Annotated in this window: 17 protein-coding genes and 1 pseudogene; 11 read left to right on the top strand and 7 right to left on the bottom strand. The window is 68.8% G+C overall.

Going from position 1 to position 20,201, the window contains the following annotated elements; genetic code table 11:
• Positions 1–387: 387 nt before the first annotated feature.
• The 3 genes from ACTWO6_RS14135 to ACTWO6_RS14125 form a co-directional block, all read right to left on the bottom strand.
• Positions 388–1,110 carry a class I SAM-dependent methyltransferase gene (locus ACTWO6_RS14135; RefSeq protein WP_446220074.1) on the bottom strand — a complete coding sequence of 241 codons (723 nt, stop codon included), beginning with the start codon at positions 1,108–1,110 and terminating at the stop codon, positions 388–390.
• Positions 1,111–1,180: 70 nt separating this feature from the next.
• Positions 1,181–1,693: a hypothetical protein gene (locus ACTWO6_RS14130; RefSeq protein ID WP_446220073.1), complete on the bottom strand. Its 513-nt coding sequence runs from the start codon at positions 1,691–1,693 to the stop codon at positions 1,181–1,183.
• Between the two features lie 279 nt (positions 1,694–1,972).
• Positions 1,973–2,542, bottom strand: a complete 570-nt coding sequence (locus ACTWO6_RS14125; protein ID WP_446220072.1) for a hypothetical protein — start codon at positions 2,540–2,542, stop codon at positions 1,973–1,975.
• A 358-nt stretch (positions 2,543–2,900) separates the two neighbouring features.
• Here ACTWO6_RS14125 and ACTWO6_RS14120 point away from each other — a divergent pair, with 358 nt between their 5' ends.
• From ACTWO6_RS14120 to ACTWO6_RS14080, 9 genes and pseudogenes are all read left to right on the top strand, one after another.
• On the top strand, positions 2,901–3,335 hold the full coding sequence (locus tag ACTWO6_RS14120; protein WP_446220071.1) for a hypothetical protein: 435 nt from the start codon (positions 2,901–2,903) through the stop codon (positions 3,333–3,335).
• Between the two features lie 116 nt (positions 3,336–3,451).
• Positions 3,452–3,769, top strand: a pseudogene (locus ACTWO6_RS14115) (transposase); the annotation flags it as partial.
• Between the two features lie 153 nt (positions 3,770–3,922).
• Positions 3,923–5,377, top strand: coding sequence for an NF041680 family putative transposase (locus tag ACTWO6_RS14110; RefSeq protein ID WP_446220658.1), 1,455 nt, complete (start codon positions 3,923–3,925; stop codon positions 5,375–5,377).
• A 292-nt stretch (positions 5,378–5,669) separates the two neighbouring features.
• Entirely contained in the window at positions 5,670–6,410 is a 741-nt protein-coding gene (locus tag ACTWO6_RS14105) for an IS5 family transposase (RefSeq protein WP_446217774.1), read from the top strand.
• A 158-nt stretch (positions 6,411–6,568) separates the two neighbouring features.
• A protein-coding gene (locus ACTWO6_RS14100) for an IS5 family transposase (RefSeq protein ID WP_446220070.1) occupies positions 6,569–7,368 on the top strand; the annotation gives its coding sequence in 2 pieces (ribosomal slippage) (positions 6,569–6,902 and positions 6,902–7,368; 801 coding nt in all).
• Positions 7,369–7,556: 188 nt separating this feature from the next.
• Positions 7,557–8,093 carry a dihydrofolate reductase family protein gene (locus ACTWO6_RS14095; protein ID WP_446220069.1) on the top strand — a complete coding sequence of 179 codons (537 nt, stop codon included), beginning with the start codon at positions 7,557–7,559 and terminating at the stop codon, positions 8,091–8,093.
• Between the two features lie 65 nt (positions 8,094–8,158).
• The gene (locus tag ACTWO6_RS14090; RefSeq protein ID WP_446220068.1) at positions 8,159–9,385 is read left to right on the top strand and encodes a low temperature requirement protein A; all 1,227 of its coding nucleotides are present in this window, start codon (positions 8,159–8,161) and stop codon (positions 9,383–9,385) included.
• Between the two features lie 639 nt (positions 9,386–10,024).
• On the top strand, positions 10,025–10,948 hold the full coding sequence (locus ACTWO6_RS14085; RefSeq protein WP_446220066.1) for an NmrA/HSCARG family protein: 924 nt from the start codon (positions 10,025–10,027) through the stop codon (positions 10,946–10,948).
• 88 nt (positions 10,949–11,036) lie between these two features.
• A complete protein-coding gene (locus ACTWO6_RS14080; protein ID WP_446220065.1) occupies positions 11,037–12,113 on the top strand; it encodes an MBL fold metallo-hydrolase in 1,077 nt (358 codons plus the stop codon).
• A gap of 107 nt (positions 12,114–12,220) precedes the next feature.
• Here ACTWO6_RS14080 and ACTWO6_RS14075 read toward each other — a convergent pair whose 3' ends face one another.
• Positions 12,221–13,078, bottom strand: coding sequence for an oxidoreductase (locus tag ACTWO6_RS14075; protein ID WP_446220064.1), 858 nt, complete (start codon positions 13,076–13,078; stop codon positions 12,221–12,223).
• Positions 13,075–13,932: a helix-turn-helix transcriptional regulator gene (locus ACTWO6_RS14070; RefSeq protein ID WP_446220063.1), complete on the bottom strand. Its 858-nt coding sequence runs from the start codon at positions 13,930–13,932 to the stop codon at positions 13,075–13,077. Before ACTWO6_RS14070 ends, ACTWO6_RS14075 begins: the two co-directional genes overlap by 4 nt.
• 153 nt (positions 13,933–14,085) lie before the next feature.
• On the opposite strand from ACTWO6_RS14070, the gene ACTWO6_RS14065 reads away from it, so the two are divergent.
• Positions 14,086–14,799 carry an SDR family oxidoreductase gene (locus ACTWO6_RS14065; RefSeq protein ID WP_446220062.1) on the top strand — a complete coding sequence of 238 codons (714 nt, stop codon included), beginning with the start codon at positions 14,086–14,088 and terminating at the stop codon, positions 14,797–14,799.
• Positions 14,800–15,602: 803 nt separating this feature from the next.
• Positions 15,603–16,667 (top strand): integrase core domain-containing protein, encoded by a 1,065-nt coding sequence (locus tag ACTWO6_RS14060; protein WP_446220061.1) that lies wholly within the window; start codon positions 15,603–15,605, stop codon positions 16,665–16,667.
• 246 nt (positions 16,668–16,913) lie between these two features.
• Here the strand turns inward: ACTWO6_RS14060 and ACTWO6_RS14055 are convergent, their stop codons facing one another.
• Both ACTWO6_RS14055 and ACTWO6_RS14050 read right to left on the bottom strand, forming a co-directional pair.
• Complete coding sequence (locus tag ACTWO6_RS14055) at positions 16,914–17,450, bottom strand: enoyl-CoA hydratase/isomerase family protein (protein WP_446220060.1); 537 nt, start codon at positions 17,448–17,450, stop codon at positions 16,914–16,916.
• A gap of 430 nt (positions 17,451–17,880) precedes the next feature.
• Complete coding sequence (locus ACTWO6_RS14050; protein WP_446220059.1) at positions 17,881–19,713, bottom strand: glycoside hydrolase family 15 protein; 1,833 nt, start codon at positions 19,711–19,713, stop codon at positions 17,881–17,883.
• Between the last annotated feature and the right edge of the window lie 488 nt (positions 19,714–20,201).

The raw sequence follows: 20,201 nt of genomic DNA, 5'->3' as shown, positions 1-20,201 counted from the left end.
CCACCGATCGACACCAAGGCTCAGGTGCTGCCCATCGGTGACCTGCACTGGCCGGATGCCGAGCGCCTGTTCCTCAGGCTGCTGCATACGGTCCGACCGGTCCAGCGGCATCTCCTCATGATCGAGAATCCGGCGTCGTCGCCACCGGTGACTGACGAGGACCACATTCCCGCTACAGCACGCAGCGCTCTCCGCGTAAGCGGTCCCCGACAACCCGCTGGGAGTCCAGATCGGACTGATGGCGGTCGTGCTCCTGGCCGTGGTGTTCCCCGACGCCTCACCCGATCGCGTCGACGGATGCAATGGTGTCTGTGCCGCGGTGGGCCCTGCTCGGCGTGCTGGCCCGTCGCCTACGGCGGGCGAGCCGCTCGATGCGACCAGCGGGCCTCAGCGAGGGTCTGCCGGCTTACGCGCGAGGATGAGCTGGCACCGTGGGCTGCCGTCCCGGTGCCGGCCCAGGACGGTCAAGGCGACGGCCGTCGCGGTGAAGCCAGCCGCCGCCAGGTCGTCGCGGACTGCGGGCAGCGGGCTGGTGCGGTAGTACATGACGAACGGGGGGCGCCACACGGCATTACGGACCCGCATGGCCAGGTCGAATCCGAGCGTGGCCCAGTGCGAGACCGAGGTGAGGGGCGGCGGCGCGCCGATCGCGAAGGTGAAGAGCCCGCCGGGCCGCAGCGCGCGGTACACCCCCTCGAAGAGTGCAGGCCGTTCGGTGGGCAGGAAGTGCCCGAGCGCTTTGAAGGTGACCGCGAGGTCGAAGTTCTCAGCGAAAGGCAGGGCCCGGGCGTCGGCCCGCACCCACGTGGCGTCCGGGTGCGCGCTGCGCGCCTGCGCGAGCATGCCGGCGCTGAAGTCGACGCCCGTGATCCGTCCTTCGCACAGGGGCCCGAGAAGCTGCATGCCCGCACCGGTACCGCAGCACACGTCCAGTCCCTGGCTGAACGGCCCGAGTTCGGACAGCACGTGGGCGGTTGCGCCGAGAATGCTCTCCGGGGTGCGAAAGGGCGTGTGGTCGAACTTCGGAGCCAGGAGGTCGTAGCCCCGCTCGACCGAGGACAGCGCCTGGATGCACAGTTCACGCAGAGACGGGCCTTGAGGCGAGAACACCGGCCGAGGGTACCTGCCGGACGGCAGCCTTGTCGGCCGGGCGAAGCCGACGGTGGTCAGTGGCCCAGCCCTAGTCCTGACGAGACGAATAGAGGCAGACGTAGTTGAGGTAGCTGGGCGGCTCCCGTCGAGGCTTACGACCGGCGGGCGTAGTACTGCTATGGGGCTGGTAGAGCATCCAAAGTTGGCCGTCTATCCACACGTTCCCGTTGCCGGGGTGGTGCACCTCGTGACCAGCGTCGCGCAACACTTCGACAACATCGTCCGCCGGCGAACCGAACAGATCGACGTCGTCGAAGGCCACGGCGACCGCGCCGGTCGGGTCGTCGGCCGAGCGGCCGACGCCCACCGTGTTAAGGGCGTCAGGCATCCCAGAAAATCCGACAGTCACCGTGACGTCGCCGAGAGCAAGCAGCCTGGCCGAAACCGGTGTCTCTGCCCGGAAACCACACACGAACGCCTCCTGCACGTCGCCGACGCTCGTCAGCGCCGCGACCACGTCGTGTTCCGCCGTGCCAAACGCAAGCTGGCACACCGGCAGCGGCAGCCGCACGCCGATCTCCGGTAGCAGGTGAATCTCCACCGAGGAAGAATCCCATCCTTGCCGTCGCTGCTGTGGCCGCAACGTTGCTGGTGCCACTAGCCGCGCCAGCCGAGGTCAGGCCCCACCCCGCGCACGGAACCCCTAAGCTCCTGATCCCGAACTGTCGGCGGCTTCGTCCGGTCGGGTTCCGTGCGACGTCATCCGGCCCCTTCGGATGGTCGGGGTCTGGTCTGGTGTGATCGGGTTGCTGGACTTGGCTGCTGTACTACGCCTGGCGACGGCCCGGAGCCGGCCGGCACGCCACGGCCTGCGATCGCCTCACCGCCGGCTGCGCCGGCGACGCGCACCCCCCCATCGCCGCACGCTTCTCGTCCGCCCGCGACGGCCTACCGGCGGTGAGGGCGACGCGGGCGCCGCGGAGTCGTCCGGGCTGACCCACCACAGAAAGACCATCCCGGTCAGGACCAGGCAGAAGATGCCGACGATCAGCGCCGGCTGCCACTCATTGCCCGGCGGCCACGCCTCCGACGATCCCGACCCGACCACCCGAGCGTCGAGGTCGAGCCGCTCCCCCGCCGTGCGGGGGTCCTCGTCGAAGCTACTCTCGTACCGGACGCCGCTGATCCGCAGCGTGCCGTCGCTAGAAACGAAGGTGCCGTGACACCACCACGGGTCACCCCTGCCCCACTCGTCGACGGCGCACCGGTCGACCGTCAGGGTCCCACCGACGCCCCACTTCTCGGCCCGCAGATTGTCGATGCCATCGCTCAGCGGCATCCAGGTGAGGAAGAGGAAGAAGCCGACAATGGCCACCCCGACGAGGTTGAACCACCCCATGTCCCACACGTGGTCCACGCGTCGTAACAAGGCCCTGCGCACCCGTGACATGCCGCCTACGGTAAGCAGTCCCCGCGAGCCCGCCACCCGTGCGGGTCCGCTGCGGCACGGCCGCCTTGATCCACCGATAGGTCGCCTCGGCAACGGATGACCCTTCGCTTGTAAGGCGGTTCCAGCCGAACTCGCATCGTCCGCTGACGTCCACTGGGTTCGGACCGGAGGCGAGATCCGTACGAGCATGTCCGGCCACGGCCGTCACCGTTGATGTCAGCCACGGATGTCAAGCCGCTGCTCAAGCCCTCAGCCTGATGGCCGGCCCCTTCTGTCCGTTTGTTGACAGCGGGCAGTAACCTCGAACAGCCGAACGGGTAATGGGCGTCCATTCCTGCGGCCAGTCACACTCGTGCCCGTGAAGCACCGAGCTCCCCCGCCGCCCGGCCTCCTCTCGAAAGCCAAACGCCACCCGGCGAAGGTCATCGCGGCCACCTTCGCGGTGCTGCTGGGCCTCTACTTCTGCGGGAACCTCCTCGGCGACGACGAGCGGAAAGCCACCCCGTCGGTGAGCACGAGCGCCGGCCACATCGCCGCCATTCCCTTCAGCTCCGCCCCGACCTCGGCCAGTCCGTCGTCGACGCCGAACACTACGGCGAAGCCCACCCCGAGGCCGACGCGCAGCAGCCCTCAGTCGACGGTGAAGCACACCACGCGCCCGTCCAGCCGCAACGGTGTGCACCCGGGGGCATTCTGCAAGGCGGCCGGCGCGATGGGACGCACCAGCACAGGGAAGCTGATGATATGCAAGCGCTCGGCCGGGGACAATCGGCTGCGGTGGCGGCCGGCCTGACCGCCGGGTCAGGCTCCGGCTGCGGCATCCCAGAAACGTGTCGGTCTCCTCGCCGAGCAGCAGAGGCCCGTTGTACACCGGCAGGCCCAGCCGCGGCCGCACCAACCCTACCGAGGGTCCCACCCATCAAGGGCATCCCCGGTCGACCACGACAGCGACCGCAGCGGCTCTACGCCGACCGCGGCTACGACTTCGACACCTACCGCCCTCAGCTGCGGGCCAAGGGCATGACCCCGGTCATCGCCCGACGCGGCACCAGCCACGGCTCCGGACTCGGCGCCCGAAGATGGGTCGTCGAACAGACCATCGCCCAGCTGCACTGGTTCCGCCGCCTGCGCATCCGCTGGGAGATCCGCGACGACATCCACGAAGCCTTCCTCACCCTCGCCTGCGCCATCATCTGCTGGCGCCGACTCCAGACCTCAAAGAGTTAGGAGCTCTTAGCTTGTTCTTTAACCTCCTGTGTCCGGCGGGTTGGACGATCCTGTGTGGACGCGGCGTGTCGTGGAGACGGAAGACGGCCACCGTTTGATGATCTTCGGGTTCCCTGGCAGGACACGAAGATCAAGGCGGTGGCCGTGGCCACGATTCTGGACTACCTGAGCGGTCTGGGGTTACCCGACACGCCCACGACCGACCCCGCATCGGTGCTAGCGGGATTGCGTCGGGACTTCTACCAGTGCTTGACCCGGCGGGCGGACGTGTTGTTCGAGCTCACCGACGCGGTGCTGTGCGCGGACGGGCCGGTGCACAGTCTGGTCGATCTCACGCTGACGGCCGAGCACCGACGTGGTCACGGCGCCCTGTACGACGGGTTGAACAGCGGCCGTATCGACATCGGCCGGCTACGCACGACGCTGGCCGGTCTGCCGCTGCCGAGGACCGCGGACGGGCGGATCGTCCTGGCGGTCGATGTCAGTAACTGGCTGCGCCCGGACGCGTCGACCGCGGCGGACCGGCTGTTCTGCCACGTCTACGGCCGGGCGAAGGGTCAGGCCCAGCTGATTCCCGGCTGGCCGTACTCGTTCGTCGCCGCGCTGGAATCGGGTCGCACCAGCTGGACCGGGGTGCTGGACGCGGTCCGACTCGGACCCGCCGACGACGCCACTGCCGTGACCGCCGACCAGCTCCGCGACGTCGTCAACCGTCTCATCGCCGCAGGGCACTGGCGCGACGGCGATCCTGAGATCCTTGTCGTCGCCGACACCGGCTACGACATCACCCGACTGGCGTTCGTCCTCGCAGATCTGCCGGTGCAGCTACTCGGTCGCCTGCGCACCGACCGGGTACTACGACTACCCAAACCGCCCCGAGCGGCCGGCGCCACCGGCCGCCCACCCAAGCACGGACCCGAGTTCCGCCTGGACACCCCGGACACGTGGCCGACGCCGCAGCACCACACCACCACCGCCACGACCCGCTACGGCACCGCCAACGCCTGCAGCTGGGACCGGCTGCACCCCCGGTTGACCCGCCGCAGCTGCTGGATCGACCACGACGGTGACCTGCCCGTCATCGCCGGCACCCTGATCCGGCTGCAGGTCGAGCACCTACCCGGCGACCGCAACCCCAAGCCGGTGTGGCTGTGGTGCTCCGCCACCGGCGCCACCGCCGCCGATGTGGACCGGTGGTGGCAGGCGTTCCTGCGCCGCTTCGACCTGGAGCACATGTTCCGGCTGTTCAAACAGACCCTCGGCTGGACCCGACCGAAACTACGTACTCCCGAGGCCGCCGACCGCTGGACCTGGCTGATCATCACCGCCCACACCCAACTCCGCCTCGCCCGACCCCTCGCCGCGGACCTACGCCGCCCCTGGGAACGGCCCACCACACCAAGCCGGCTCACCCCCGCCCGGGTCCGCCGAGGATTTCGGAACCTACGCGCGAACAGCGCCCTACCCGCCGGTGCGCCGAAACCCGCAAGACCAGGCCCCGGACGCCCACCCGGATCCACCAACCGCCGACCAGCGCCCCGCCACGACGTCGGGAAAACCGCCAAACGTGACCTCAGCATCACCGCTCGTAAACAGCGCACAGGTTAAAGATCAAGCTTAGAGCCTGGTAAATAAGGGGGTTCGGGCGGTCGCCGGTCCTGGCGAAGATCGACAATCGTGACGGCGCCGGCGTGGCGGCGTGACATGGGGAAGGGCCTTCGGTACGAGCAAAGGCGACTAAACCAGCACGACCGAAGGCCCAACCCTGTCTGTATACCTTGTCGCCGGCGTCGCCGCATCCGCCACCCCGGCTATCGTTGACGATCACCTGCCCACCGCCCGGCCACGGCACTATCCGTCCGACACCTCGGATGCCGAATGGCAGGTCCTGGCTCCGCACGTGCCGGCCGGGACCGGGCGCGGCCGGCCAATCACGTACCCCCGCCGCGACGTCGTGGACGCGATCCGCTACCTCAACCGGACCGGCTGCCAATGGGACGCGCTGCCTGCCGACTTCCCGCACCACAAGCTCGTCTACCACTACTTCAAGACCTGGACCCGCGACGGCACCTTGAACCGCATGCACAACAGCCTGCGTGAACAGGTCCGCGAGCACGTCGAGGGGCGTCACCGACAGCCGTCGGCCGCGCTGGTCGACTCCCAGTCGGTACGGGGCGCGGAGACCGTCGGCCGGCCCAGCCGCGGCTACGACGCCGGCAAGAAGATGAACGGCCGGAAACGCCACATCGCCGTCGACACCTGCGGACTGCTCCTCGTCGTCCTGGTCACCGGCGCGAACGTGCAGGACCGCGACGCCGCCAAACCGCTGCTGTGGGCACTACGCGCATGCTTCCCCACCATCCGCCTGACCTGGGCCGACAGCGGCTACGCCGGCAAACTCGTCGACTGGGCCGCCACTCACCTCGCCCTGACCGTGCGCATCGTGGCCAAGCTCGCCGGGCAGACCACCTTCGTCGTGCTGCACCGCAGATGGGCGGTCGAGCGCACATTCTCCTGGATCAACCGGTGCCGACGCACCGTCCGCGACTACGAACGGCTACCCGACCACCACGCCGCGATGGTCCAATGGGCCATGATCATCGTCATGACCCGCCGCCTCGCCCGCCACCAAAACACCTGAAACCCTTATTTACCAGGCTCTTACAGCCGCAAACAGAGCGATCCCACCGGATACCTCGACGCGGCCTGGCCGGGCACGGGTCGTAGATCCAATTAAGGGCGCGTCTCATTTGGATGGTCGTTGGCCTGGGGGCATGATCTGCTCCCGTGGACGGGGCCATGATCCGCACCTGGGCGCCGGATGATCTCTGGGAGATTGCGGCGCCGTTGATCCCGCCCGCGCCGGTTCGTCGGCAGGGTGGTGGTCGCCGGCGGGTGGATGACCGGGCGGTGCTGGCCGCGATCGTGTACGTGACCCAGGCGGGTTGTTCCTGGTGGAAGCTGCCTGAGGCGTCGTTCGGTGTCACCAGGGCCACCGCGCACCGCAGGTTCACCGAGTGGACCGCGGCCGGTTTGTGGCTCCGGCTGCACGGGGCGACCCTGGACCGGCTCGGCGCCGACCGGCGGATCGACTGGTCGAGGGCGGTGGTCGACTCGATCAGTGTGCGGGCGGAAAAGGGGGCGATCTGACGGGCCCAAACCCGGTCGACCGCGGCAAACCAGGCAGCAAACTCCATGTCATCTGCGACCGGAAGGGGCTGCCCCTGGCTGTGCTGGTCACCGCCGCGAACGTCCACGACAGCCAACTGCTGCTGCCGATGCTCGACAGCGTCCCGGCGATCCGCACACCCAGCGGGCGCCGCCGGTGGCGGCCAGACAAGTTGCACGCCGACAAGGCGTACGACGCCCGCGAGCTGCGCCGCGAGGTCCGGCGACGGGGCATCAAGGTACGCATCGCCCGTAAGGGCATCGAGTCCTCCACGCGTCTGGGCCGGCACCGCTGGGTCGTTGAAGCCTGCATGTCCTGGCTGATGCGCTACCGGCGCCTCGTTCGCCGCTATGACCGCAAGGGCGATCACTTCGAAGCCTTCGCCACCATCGCCAGCACCCTGATCTGCTACCGCCGCCTCACCAAATGAGACGCGCCCTAAAGAGGTAGCCGCGAAGCATGCGGTCGTGGCCGGCGCGCGGATGGCCCGATCGGTGCCACCCTGTCGAGGCGGCCCCTGTCGTCGGCTTCGACCCTCCGAGGGGAAGGGTATCCACACCGGATGTCAACGCAGCGATCACAAGGGGAGTTCCGATGAGGAGAGTCTCTTCGTTCCTGGTGACGACCGTCGACGGCTACTACGAGGGTCCGAATCAAGAGTTCGACTGGCCGGTCGTCGATGACGAGTTCAACGAGTTCTCCGAGCGGCAGCTGGACGAAGCCGACATGCTGCTGTTTGGGCGGGTGACCTACGAGGGGATAGCGGCGTATTGGCCGACCGGTGCCGCGCAGGAGGACGGTCCGAGGGTTGCGGCGAGGATGAACGGCCTCAGCAAGATCGTTGTGTCGCGGTCGCTCGACAAGGCTGAGTGGGCCAGTAAACAGCTCGTCAAGGGCGGCGTCGCCGAGCAGATCAACGAGCTCAAGCGGCAACCCGGCAAGGACATCGCCATCCTCGGTAGCCCGAGTCTGACGGTCAGCCTGCTGCAGCTGGGGCTCGTCGACGAGCTGCGGATCATGGTGACGCCAGTCGCCCTTGGCGATGGCAGGTCCCTCGTCAGGACTGCCGACGAGCGCTTCAGCCTGAAGCTGCTGAAGACGAGGGAATTCAGATCCGGCAACGTCCTGCTGACCTACCAGCCCGCTGCTCGATAACCATCGCTCGGCCGCTCAACGACCATCCGCCACCGCAGCACATCCGCATCTGACGGCGATGCAGTGTGGTACGAACTACCGAAAAGATAGCAGAAACGGCAGAAACGGGCGCGCGGATGACGAGTGGGGCAGCGGCGCTGCTGCGGCGACCCGAGGAACCACGAGCGACGTTCCTGGAACTGTTCTTCGACCTGGTGTTCGTCTTCGCGCTCGCGCGGCTCTCGCAGGGGCTGCTGGAGCACCTGAGCTGGAGCGACGCCTTCCAGACGCTGGTGTTGCTGCTCGCCCTGTGGTCGGTTTGGGCCCATACGGCGGGGCTCACGGACAGGTTGGACCCGCAGCAACCGCTGATACAGCTGCTGGTGATCGCGACCATGTTCGGCACCCTGCTGATGGCCGCCGCGACGCCGGACGCATTCCGCGAGCAGGGCCTGGTATTCGCAGGCTTGTACGTCGCCACCCAGATCGGTCAAGGCGCCGGCGCCGTGCTCCTGCTGCGGGGCCACGAGGCGCGGGGCGCCTTCGTGCGGCCACTCTTCTGGTCCTGCGTGTCCGCGGTTCCGTGGATCGCGGGTGCTGTCGCGCACGACACGGCGCGCGGGGTGCTGTGGACGCTGGCGGTGGCCATGGAGTACGGGGGACTCGCATTCGGCTTTCCCACACCGCGGCTGGGTCGCGCGCGTGCAGCCGAGTTCGCAATCTCCGCCCCACATCTGGCCGAGCGCTACCGGCAGCTCTTCATCATCGCGCTCGGCGAGCTCATCCTGGTCACCGGGCTGGCCTTCAGCCGCGGCAGGTTCGAGCCTGACCGGATAGCCGCGGTCGTGGTCGCGTTCGCCACCACGGCGCTGCTGTGGCGGATCTACATCCACCGCGCCGGGGGCCTGCTGGCAGAGGCCATCGCAGCCGCCCCCGACCCATTCCGCGCGGTCATCCCGGCGACATACGCCCACCTGCTCATGGTCGCCGGCATCGTCGCCATCGCCGTCAGCGACGAACTTGTCATCGAGCACCCGCTCGGACACACACCACCGGCCTGGATCACCGTCATCCTCGGCGGACCCGCGCTGTTCCTCGCCGGACGGGGCATGTTCGAGTACACGGTGTTCGGCCGGATCTCCCGCTCCCGGCCGATCGGGGTCCTCGTACTCGCCGCCATATCGCCGGCGGCGTTCTACCTGCCGCCGCTGCTGGTCGCCATCGCACCTGGCCTCGTCCTGGCCGGAATCGCCATATCCGACGCAGCCCGCGCCCGAGCACGCCCATCCGAGCCGCCCTCACCACCTGGCTAGTGTGCCGAGTCGTAGATCGACGGCCGCGCTTGGCTGTCCTTCATGGCCGGCCCTCAGGCCCCGTACGGGCGGACGGTCCTGGCATCGCACAGGGCGTGCGCCCACCAGGCGAGCTGGTCGAGCAGGGTCTTGGCGGCGGCGTCGGCTGCCGGCCTTGGCCCTGCCGGCTTCGTCGAACTGTGCCCACGCGCCCCGGAGGCTGACGGTGTCGCGGATGGCGATGGCGTGCAGTTCAGCCAGGACGGCACGCGATCTCGCGTGGTGACGCTGCGTCTGGCGAGCAGCCAGTGCCCGCGCCCCGGCCGCCGTCAGATCCGCACCGGCTCCCGGGCCCACAGATATTTCGCGGGGACCGTGCGCGCCGGGGCGGCCGGCGGACAATCGGCACCAGGTTCCGCCGCGGGTCGTCCCCGCGGCCGTCGACACATGACCCCCGCTATTCCCGGCACACGGATATTCCTGCCGCGAGCCGTGCCCAGGCTGTACCTGGTTGGTCGTCCACCGGCGCGCGACGCTCGACCCGCGGCGGGCTGACACAGCACACAGCTCCCCGTCGCCCGTGCGCTATCCGGCGCACTGGTTTCGCGCAAGGACCCCGACAGGGGAGGAATTGGTATGTCCGAAAAGAGAATCATCGCGGTGGTGGGCGCCACCGGCGCGCAGGGCGGTGGCCTGGCCAACGCCATCCTGGCGGATCCGCGTGGCGAGTTCACGCTCCGGGCGCTGACCCGCCGACCGGACTCCGTTGCCGCCCGCGAGTTGGCCTCCCGTGGCGCCCAGGTGGTCGAGGCTGACCTCGACGACGAGTCGAGCCTGCGGCGCGCCTTCGCCGGCGCGTACGGCGCCTATGTGGTGACGAACTACTGGGAAGGCATGTCGGCACAGACCGAGTTGGGCCATGCTCGCAACGCGGCCCGGGCGGCGAAGCAGGCCAACCTGCGGCACGTGATCTGGTCAACGCTGGAGGACACCCGCGAGCGGCTCCCGGTCACCGACCCCCGGCTACCGGTGTTCGACGGCTCCTACACCGTGCCGCATTTTGACGCAAAGGCAGAGGCGGACCGGTTCTTCGTCGACGACGGTGTGCCGACGACGTTTCTGCGCACCACCTTCTATTGGGAGGCGTTTCTGCAAGGATTCGGGCCGCACCGCGACGAAGCCGGACAACTGGTGCTCACGCTGCCGATGGGTGACAGCGCGTTGGCCGGGATCGCCGCCGAGGACATCGGCCGCACCGCGCTCGGCATCTTCGCCGCCGGCGAGGATTACCTCGGCGCGACGGTCAGCATCGCCGGCGAGCACCTGACCGGCGCGCAGTTCGCGGCCGTGTTCGCCGACGTGCTCGACGAGCCGGTGGCCTACCGGCCGCTGACCCACGACCAGTTCCGAGCTCTCGGCATCCCCGCCGCGGCGGAGATCGGAAACATGTTCCAGTATTACGCCGAGGCCGCCGACACCTTCACCGGCGCACGCGACCTGACCGTGGTGCGCACGCTGCACCCGGGACTGCGCACATTCCACCAGTGGCTGCTCGAACACAAGGACGCCGTCAGCGTCGACTAGCCATAGGGCTCCCGCCCACCGCGGCTGTCCGCTATGGGCGGTTCGCGGTGGTCGCGAAGCTCAAATCATCACGTTTCAAGGAGTCACTGTGACACCAACCAATACCGACCCGTCCGGTACGAGCCGGCGGTCGTTGCTCGCTCGCGGCGCCGCGCTCGCGGCGGTGCCTTCGATCGGCGCCATCATGGCCGCGGTGGCGGGACCGTCGCCGGCCGAGGCCGACTCGGCCCTGCCGGACTACGCGCCCGTGCCCCCGTCGGCGCTCGGACCCGCCCTCAACAGCCAGGGCTACTACGTCGGACGGGTGGAGCGGAACCTGTACTGGGTTACCGACGGCACGTACCAGTCCGCGTTCCTGACCACCCACGACGGCGTCGTGCTATTCGACGCGCCGCCGACCATCGGCCACAACCTCCGTCGCGCCGTGGACGAGATCGCCGCCGCCAACGGCGTCAGCAACAGGGTGACGCACCTGGTGTACTCACACCACCATGCCGACCACATCGGCGCGTCGGCGTTGTTCGGCAAGGATGTCGTGCGCGTCGGCCACGCGGAGACCCGCCGGCTGCTGCTGCAGTACAACGACCCGGCCCGACCCGCCCCCGATGTCACCTTGCAGGACCGTCGCACCCTGCGCGTCGGCGGGGAACGCGTCGAGTTGGCCTGGCGCGGCTCCAACCACGCGCCAGACAACATCTACATCCACCTGCCGGACCACGACACCCTTATGCTCGTCGACATCGCGTTGCCCGGCTGGGTACCCATCTACAACCTCAACCTCAGCACCGACATACCCGGATTCATCGCCGCCCCCACCACCGCTCTTTCCTACCCCTGGAAGCACTACATCGGTGGCCACCTGGGCCGGCTCGGCACCCGCGCCGACATCGGCCTGCATCAGCAGTACGTGACCGACATCGTCGCCAACGTGAAGACCGCGCTCGCCACGGTCGATCCGACGCCATACTTCGTGAAGTACGGCCCGAACACGTGGGCGGCGGTGAAGACCTACCTGGACGCCGTCACCAACCAGGCCGCCGCCCCCGTCATCGCGAAATACACCGGGGTGCTGGCCGCGGCCGACGTTTTCACCACGAGCAGCACCCTGACCATCCTCGAATCCGTCCGCCTCGACCTCGGCTTCGGATCCCAGATCCATCCCTGACCCATGCCCGCCGCAACGCCGCTCTCCCCGGGCGCCGGCCAGCCGCCGGCTCCCGGGGGTCACGGGACACCGGGGCTTTCAGCGGTACGTCCCAGCCGCCCGGCCGTTCAGGCGAACGCCGAGTCGAGCTGGTTCATGGCGTCCCGGTCCAGCTCGATGCGATCCACCGCGAGGTTCTCCCGCAGGTGCCGCAGCGAGGCGGTGCCCGGTATCAGCAGGACGTTCGGGGACAGCGCGAGCAGCCATGCCAGCGCGATCTGCGCCGGCGTGGCCTGGTGCAGGCGGGCGAGGCGGTCCACCGCCGGGTTGTTGAAGATGGCCTCGCGCCGATCTCGTGGCCAGCCCAGCGGAACATAGGGCACGAACGCGATGCCGTGCCGCGCGCACTCCTGCAGCACCGGCATCGAAGCGCGGTCGAGCAGGCTGAACGAGTTCTGTACGCACACGATCTCGGTGACCGCGAGCGCCCGCCGCAGGTGGGCGAGCGAGACATTGCTGAGACCGATTCCGTCGATCAGACCTTCGTCTCGAGCCGTGGCCATCGCGGCCAGCTGGGCATCGAACCGGCCGTCTGGAGGTGAGTCGTCCATTAGCCTGAGGTTGACCGCGGCAAGGCGGTCGACCCGCAGCGTCCGGAGGTTGTCCTCGATGCCCCTGCGCAGTTCGTCGGGCTCGTCGTAGGGCAGTACCGCACCCGCGTCGTCCCGCCGGGCCCCCACCTTGCTGACAATCGCCAGCCCGCCCGGGTACGGGTGCAACGCCTCCCGGATCAGCTCATTGACGACCCGGGGTCCGTAGTACTCGGCGGTGTCGATGTGGTTCACGCCGATCTCTACCGCGGTCCTGAGTACGGCGATGGCGTCGTCACGGCTGGCCGGTGGGCCGAACACACCGGGCCCGGTCAGCTGCATAGCGCCGTACCCGACGCGCGCGACCGAAAATCGTCCCAGCCGGAACGTCGTCACTCGTTGTCCACGGCAACGCTCATGTCCTGGGTGCCGACCACCGACAGCAGGCGCAGTGCTTCATGGGAGGGGCTGCCCCGCTGGGCGGTGAAGCAGACGAGGTACTGGTCGCGCATGGGCACGGCGAGCGTGTCGCAGTTCAGCTCAAGGGTGCCCACCATCGGGTGGTGCATCAACTTGCGGTGGTGGTGTCCGGTCTCCACATGGTGGACGTCCCACAGCTGCGCGAACTCGGCGCTGCGCCGGTACAGCGTGTCGACCATTGCGTGGATCTGCGGGTCGGTCGGGTACCGGCCAGCGGCCGCGCGCAACTGACCCACCGCCAGCCTGCCGAACTCGTCCGCGCCGCTCATCCCGTAGTGCCGCGCGGTGGGGTCGGGGTGGAGGAAGTGGCGGTAGATGAGGTTGCGGCGGGCTGGTGGAACCGCGGAGAAGTCCTCGAACAGGGCCGCGGCCAGGCTGTTCCACGCGATCACGTCGTAGCGGGCGTTGACCACGAACGCCGCGACGTCCGTCATGTGCTCCAGCAGGTTCAATACAGTCGCCGGGACGTCGGAGCGTAGCCCGGCCGCCGATTCCGGTGCGACGCCGGCAAGGTCGAACAGATGGTCGCGTTCGTCCGCGTTCAGGCGCAGCGCCCGGGCCAGCTCGCCGAGCACCCGCCGGGACGGGCTGGAGCCGCGGGCCTGTTCCAGCCGCGTGTAGTACTCGACCGAGATGTGCGCGAGCCGGGCGACTTCCTCCCGGCGCAGCCCCGGGGTCCGGCGCACGGTGCCGGCCGGCAGGCCGACGTCCTGCGGTCGCGTTCGCTCCCGCTTGCTGCGCAGGAACTCGCCAAGCTCGGTACGGTCCATGGCCGTAAGTATCGCCCGCGCGAGCCCAGCTGCCAGGTACAAACGGTACCTGGACGAACCAGACAGCAGCTCGCACACCACCCAAAGGTGCCCGCCGAGACTGGTACTGGCTGGGCCTGCCGCCCGGCCCACCCCGCCGGGCAGCCTTGAGTCATGGCTTACCAGAGCAAGATCGCGCTCGTCACCGGGGCGAACAAGGGCGTCGGCCGGCACATCGCCCGGCAGCTGGCACAGGCGGGCGTCAGCGTGCTGGCCGGCTCCCGCGATACCTCGCGCGGCCAGCGCACGGTCGACGAACTGCGCGCCGAGGGGCTCGACGTGCGGCTGCTCCAGCTGGACGTCACCGACGCCGGCTCCGTCGCGGCTGCCGCCGCGCACGTCACGGCGTTGGACATCCTCGTCAACAACGCCGGCATCAGCAGCGGCTACGACACCCCGTCCCGGACGTCGCCGGAGGACCTGCGCCGCACCTACGAGACGAACGTGTTCGGCGTCGTCGCCGTCACCAACGCCTTCCTGCCCGTGCTGCTGCGCTCCGCGTCACCGCGGATCGTCAACGTGTCCAGCGAGGTCGGCTCCCTCACCCTGATGAGGAACCGGATACCGATCAACGTCGGCGGGTACCAGTCGTCAAAGGCCGCGCTGAACGCGCTGACCATCCTCTACGCCAAGGAACTCCGCGACACGCCCGTGAAGATCAACGCAGTCACACCCGGGTACGTCGCGACCGACCTCTACGGCGGCTCGCCGACGCCCGGTGCCGGCGACCCGGCCCACGGCGCGGCCGTTGCCGTACGCTTCGCGCTGCTCGACGACAACGGTCCCAGCGGCGAGTTCCACGACGCGAGCGGCATCGTGCCCTGGTGACCGTCTGGTGACCGGCACCCCATTGCGACGACGGTGACTCGGGTCCGGGGTTTGCGCTTTTCCGCGGATTGGTTCGCGGTCTTGCAACCGCACCGACCGGCGGGAGGAGTTCGGGCCAGAACCGGCAATGAGAATCGTGTCCCCTCGCGACGCGGTCCTGGCGGCGCTCGTCGTGGCAGCGCTCGCCGTCGCTGGCTGGCCTGGCCGCGCGGAGATGGCGCAGCTGCGGAGCACCGCCTGCCTCGGCCCGTTCCCCGCGCGACGGTGGCGGCCGCGACCAGCCCGCAGCTGGAATTCCTTGCCGTACTTCTCGTCGGCCCAGCGCGGTCTTCACGCGGGAGCGCTCGACCGGTTCCTCAATCGGATGAGCGAGGGCGACAGCGCGCTGGCCGGCGGCGGGCCAGCGAGCGCGAAGACGGGCGCTGCTCCGAGCTGACGACCGCTCCCAGGCGGGAGCGGACCTGGTGCACAAAGGTTGTACGCGAGATGTCGGCGATTCGATCCGCGGGCTCCAATTGCGGGAGTGGCTGTGATCGAGTTCGACACACGACGCTGTTCGACACGAACGGGAATCCCGGGGTGCCCCGCCAGCGCCCTGGAGGCGCTGGCGGGGCGCTGGGATCCGCATCACTTGCTGCGCCCGTACGAGGCGTTCGCGCAGTAGGCGACCGTCCGTACGGCTGCTACCACTGCCTGCGCAAACGCACCCCACCTGGACTTGTGGGCTCGAATACTCGGTTCGGCCGTCTGAAGTGGAGTTCTGCGCGAGCTCGAGCCCGGTGCAGCCGTCATGCTTGGTGGCCATGAGCGCGTCGTTGGTGTACCTGCTCCTGCGCCAGGTCCTACAAATGTTGTCCCAGATCGCCCGCGATGACGGGGCCAAGGATGTAGAGATTCTGGTGCTCCGCCACCAGGTGGCGGTGCTGCGCCGCCAGGTGACCCGCCCCGACCTCGAACCGGCCGACCGGGTGGTGCTGGCTGTGTTGTCGCGGCTGCTGCCCCGCGCTCGCTGGTCAACGTTCTTCGTCACCCCGGCGACCCTGTTGCGGTGGCACCGTGAACTGATTGCCCGGCGGTGGACGTACCCGCATGTCCGGCCGGGCCGGCCACCAGTCGACGCGCAGGTCCGCGATCTGGTGCTGCGACTCGCGGCGGAGAACCCGTCGTGGGGGCACCGCCGCATCCAGGGTGAGCTGCTCGGCCTGGGCTACCGGGTCGCGGCCAGCACGGTGTGGAAGATCCTGCACAACGCCGGCTTCGACCCGGCACCCCGACGGTCCGGACCGACCTGGCGGCAGTTCCTGACCGCCCAGGCGCACACGATCCTGGCGTGCGACTTCTTCACGGTCGACACCGTGTTCCTCAAGCGGATCTACGTGCTCTTCTTCGTCGAGATCGCCACCCGCCAGGTCCACGTGGTTGGGGTGACCGCGCATCCCACCGGCGCCTGGGTGGCCCAGCAGGCACGGAATCTACTGATGCACCTCGACCACCGCGCAGCGGGGCTGCGGTTCCTGCTCCGCGACCGAGATACGAAGTTTACGGCGATCTTCGACGCCGTGTTCACCGCCGACGGCATCGACGTGATCAGAACCCCGCCGCAGGCGCCCCGGGCGAACGCGTTCGTCGAGCGGTGGGTGGGCACCGTACGCCGGGAGTGCACCGACCGGATGCTCATCGTCGGCGAACGCCACCTCGCAGCCGTCCTCGCCGAGTACACGACCCACTACAACAGCCATCGCCCACATCGATCACTCGGCCAGCAGCCGCCCAACCCGCCGCCGGGAGTCATTGACCTGACCGCCGCCAGGATCCGACGGCGCCCGATCCTCGGCGGGTTGATCAACGAGTATTCGCAGGCAGCGTAGCCGAACCGACTTTGCGAGCCCCACACGTTGCTGTACTTCGCTGCTGCACAAGATCAGAAAAGGCCACCCGGAAGATCCCGAATGGCCTCTGACCTGCGTCGGGACGGCCGGATTCGAACCGACGACCCCTTGATCCCCAGGCAACCAGCACCGTCGCCCGACCTGCTCCCCGCGATACCTGAGCTATAGGAACGGTTCTCCGGTGTCCACGCTCGTCGGCTGGCGTCCGCTCCGATCGTCACTCAGTCAGTCACTCATGGCGATCAGAGCTCGCCCAGCGCGGCGCCGAACTCGAGTTCCGTGCGGGAGCGCTGCTGCAGTCCTCGCTCCATGAGCGCCGCCACGCGCGACGTGCTCGAGCCGTCGCGGGCGAGGATCTGGAAGAACCCCGTCGACCTGCACGTCCTCCTTCGCCGGCAGTGCTGCGGCGTTGATGCGGCGCTTGGCGAGGCGGACCGCAGCCTCTGGGAAACTGCCGATGCGCTCGGCGAGAGCCTTCACATACGCGATGAGCTCGTCGTCCGGGAGCGCCCGGTTGACCAGACCGATCCGCTCCGCCTCTCGCGCGTCGACGTCCTCGCCACCCAGGATGACCTGCATCGCCTGCCCCCGCCCTGCGAGCCGCACGATCTGCTGGACCGCTCCGGCACCGGGGAAAACCCCTGTTCCCACCTCGGGCTGTCCGATAACGGCGCGCTCGAGCGATGCAAACCGCATGTCGCAGGCGTAGAGGAACTCGCCGCCAGCTCCCCGGGCACGACCTTCGAGAAGTGCGATGGTCACGGGGCGCGCCTCGCTCAGACGCCGGTAGAGCGCCCCGAGACTGATGCCGTCGGGTCCCCCCGGACGTGGCGGCCACCGCGGTGTATTCGGCGATCCGCGTCATGTCGACGTGTGGAAGGAAGAAGTCAGGATCCGCGCTGCGGAACACGACCACTCGCACGTCGCCTGTCGCCTGCGTGTCATCTAGCAGCGCGATGAGATCGGCGACGAACCGTTCGTCGATCAGGTTGATCGGCGGGTTGTCGATCGTGGCCCACAGCACGCCGTTGCTGAGTTCCGTCCTCAGGGTCGAGTAGGTAAAGGCCATTGGCCGGACTCCTCCGTCTGAAGCGGTTGCGAGTTGCAACCAGGACCGCTAGGGGCCTGTGTCGAAGTTGGTGTCTGTGCCTGAGCTGGCTGCGGCCTCCGCCCGGATATCGCTACGTCGGGCTCAGGGGCGGGCGTCGAGTAGGCGGTCGAGGTCCACGGCGGTGCCAATCAGGGAGAGGTGGCTGAACGCCTGCGGGAAGTTGCCGGTCTGCTCGCCGGTGGGCGCGATTTCCTCTGAGTAGAGGCCGAGGGGGCTGCTGTAGGTGCACATCTTCTCGAAGGTCAGCCTGGCGTCGTCGAGCCGTCCGGACTGCGCGAGAGCCCGGACGTACCAGAACGTGCACATGGTGAAGGTGCTCTCCTGGCCGGGCAGGCCGTCGGGCGAGGCGTTCGGGTCGTACCGGTAGACGAGGCTGTCGGAGACCAGTTCGGCGTCCATGGCTCGCAACGTTGACTGCCACATGGGGTCGGTCGGCGCGATGAATCCGACCGAGGGCATGGTGAGCAGCGACGCGTCCAGGACGTCGGTCGCGTAGTGCTGCACGAAGGCACCGCGCCCGGGGTGGAAGCCACGCGTCATGATCTGTTCGTAGATCTGGTTTCGGTCACGCACCCACCGGTCGGTGTCGCCCGGCCGTCCGCGTCGCTGCGCGAGGCGGACAGCCCGGTCCAGGGCTACCCAGGACATCAGGCGCCCGTAGGTGAAGTCCTGGCGGCCACCGCGGGTTTCCCAGATCCCGTCCTCGGGCTGGTCCCAGTGCTCGCAGAGCCAGTCCACCAGTCGCACGGTGTTCAGCCACAATTGGCGAGAGAACTGCAGACCGTGGCTGTCGGCCTCGTGGAGGCCGTTGAGTACGTCGCCGTAGATGTCGAGTTGCAGCTGGTTCGCCGCGCCGTTGCCCACCCGCACCGGTGCTGATCCGCGGTATCCCTCGAGGTGGTCGAGCACCTCCTCGCTGAGATCGGGTGAGCCGTCGACGCGGTACATGATCTGCAGCGGCACCTCCCGTTCCCTGGCCTCCCGGACCCGGTCGTCGACCCAGTGCATGTACTGCCACGCTTCGTCGGTGAAGCCCAAGGCGAGCAGGGCGTGTACGGAGATTGTCGCGTCGCGGATCCAGGTGTAGCGGTAGTCCCAGTTGCGTTCCCCGCCGATCTGCTCCGGCAGTCCGGCGGTGGGGGCGGCGACCAGCCCGCCGGTCGGCGCGTACGTCATGAGTTTGAGCGTGATCGCGGAGCGCTCGACCATTTCCCGCCAGCGGCCGGTGTAGCGGGAGCGGGCCAGCCAACGCCGCCAGAAGTCGCGGGTCTGCTCCAGCAGCTCCTGCACCTCGCCCGGCGGGTAGAAGCGCGGCCCGTCAGGCGACACTCCTGTCTCCAGAACGACACCCCCGGACTCGCCCTCGCGCAGCGTGGCGATCGCCCACCAGCCCCCCTCCTTACGCCGGACTCCCTGCTCGCCGGGCCGGGTTTCGGGGTATCGAACTATGTTCGTGGTGAGGGAGAGCGCAGGGCTGCGGAAAAGGTGCCCCTCGGGGTAGGTGTCGATCTCGTGCGGATCCCGCCCGTAGTTGAAGCGGGGTTGGCAGTCGACCCGGAATCGCATCGTGCCTCGGACCATCCGCAGCATCCGCACCAGGCGGTGGCGGTCGGTGGGCTGATCCCCCGCGACGGGCATGAAATCCACCAGCTCACCCACGCCGTCCGCGCTGAGAAAGCGGGTGATCAGGATCGGCGTGCCGGGCAGGTACAACTGCTTGCTCACGTACTCGACGCCCTCCGGCGACACCTGGAAGTACCCACCCTTGTGCCGATCGAGCAGGCCGCCGAACACGCTCGGCGAGTCGAACCGAGGGGCGCAGAACCAGTCCAGCGTCCCGTCCATCGCCACCAGCGCCGCGGTCTGCAGATCACCGATCAAGCCGTGGGCCTCCACCCCAGGGTACGAATCCACCCAGCCCCCCACCTCACCTCACCGACCGCGCCACCACCCTAACCGGTTGAAACGCGTATCACGGCTCGTAACGCACGAAAGCACCCCCACCTGGTGGCACACATGTACGCACTTTCTTCGGCAGGTCCCTGAGATACGCCACCCGACTGTCCGCCATCCCGGCTGCCGTCGACCCACCCTCCTGGGGAGCGGGCCGCCGCCCGGTACGCCACGTCAGGCGGGCCTTGACGCCTGGTTCGGACGCTGGCGGGCCGGGCGGTGGTCTGCTCGGCTTGCCCGGGTCGATGGCAGGCGGGATGGCCTACCGCAACCATCCACGGACCGCGACCCGCCGGCGGAGCCCTGGCCATCCTGGAGCCGGAGCGCCCCCGCCGGAGGCGCCCTAACCGCAGCCCCGCACGGTGCGCCAGCTCGCCGACGCGGCCGGCGTCCGCTCCCCTATGCCGCGCGGATCCTGGCCGCGCGGCCCGGCCGGCTGCCGGCCCACC

It is taken from the genome of Micromonospora sp. IBHARD004, assembly GCF_052814115.1.
The sequence above is the reverse complement of the archived record's forward strand: the minus strand, read 5'-3'. Positions and strand labels throughout refer to the sequence as shown.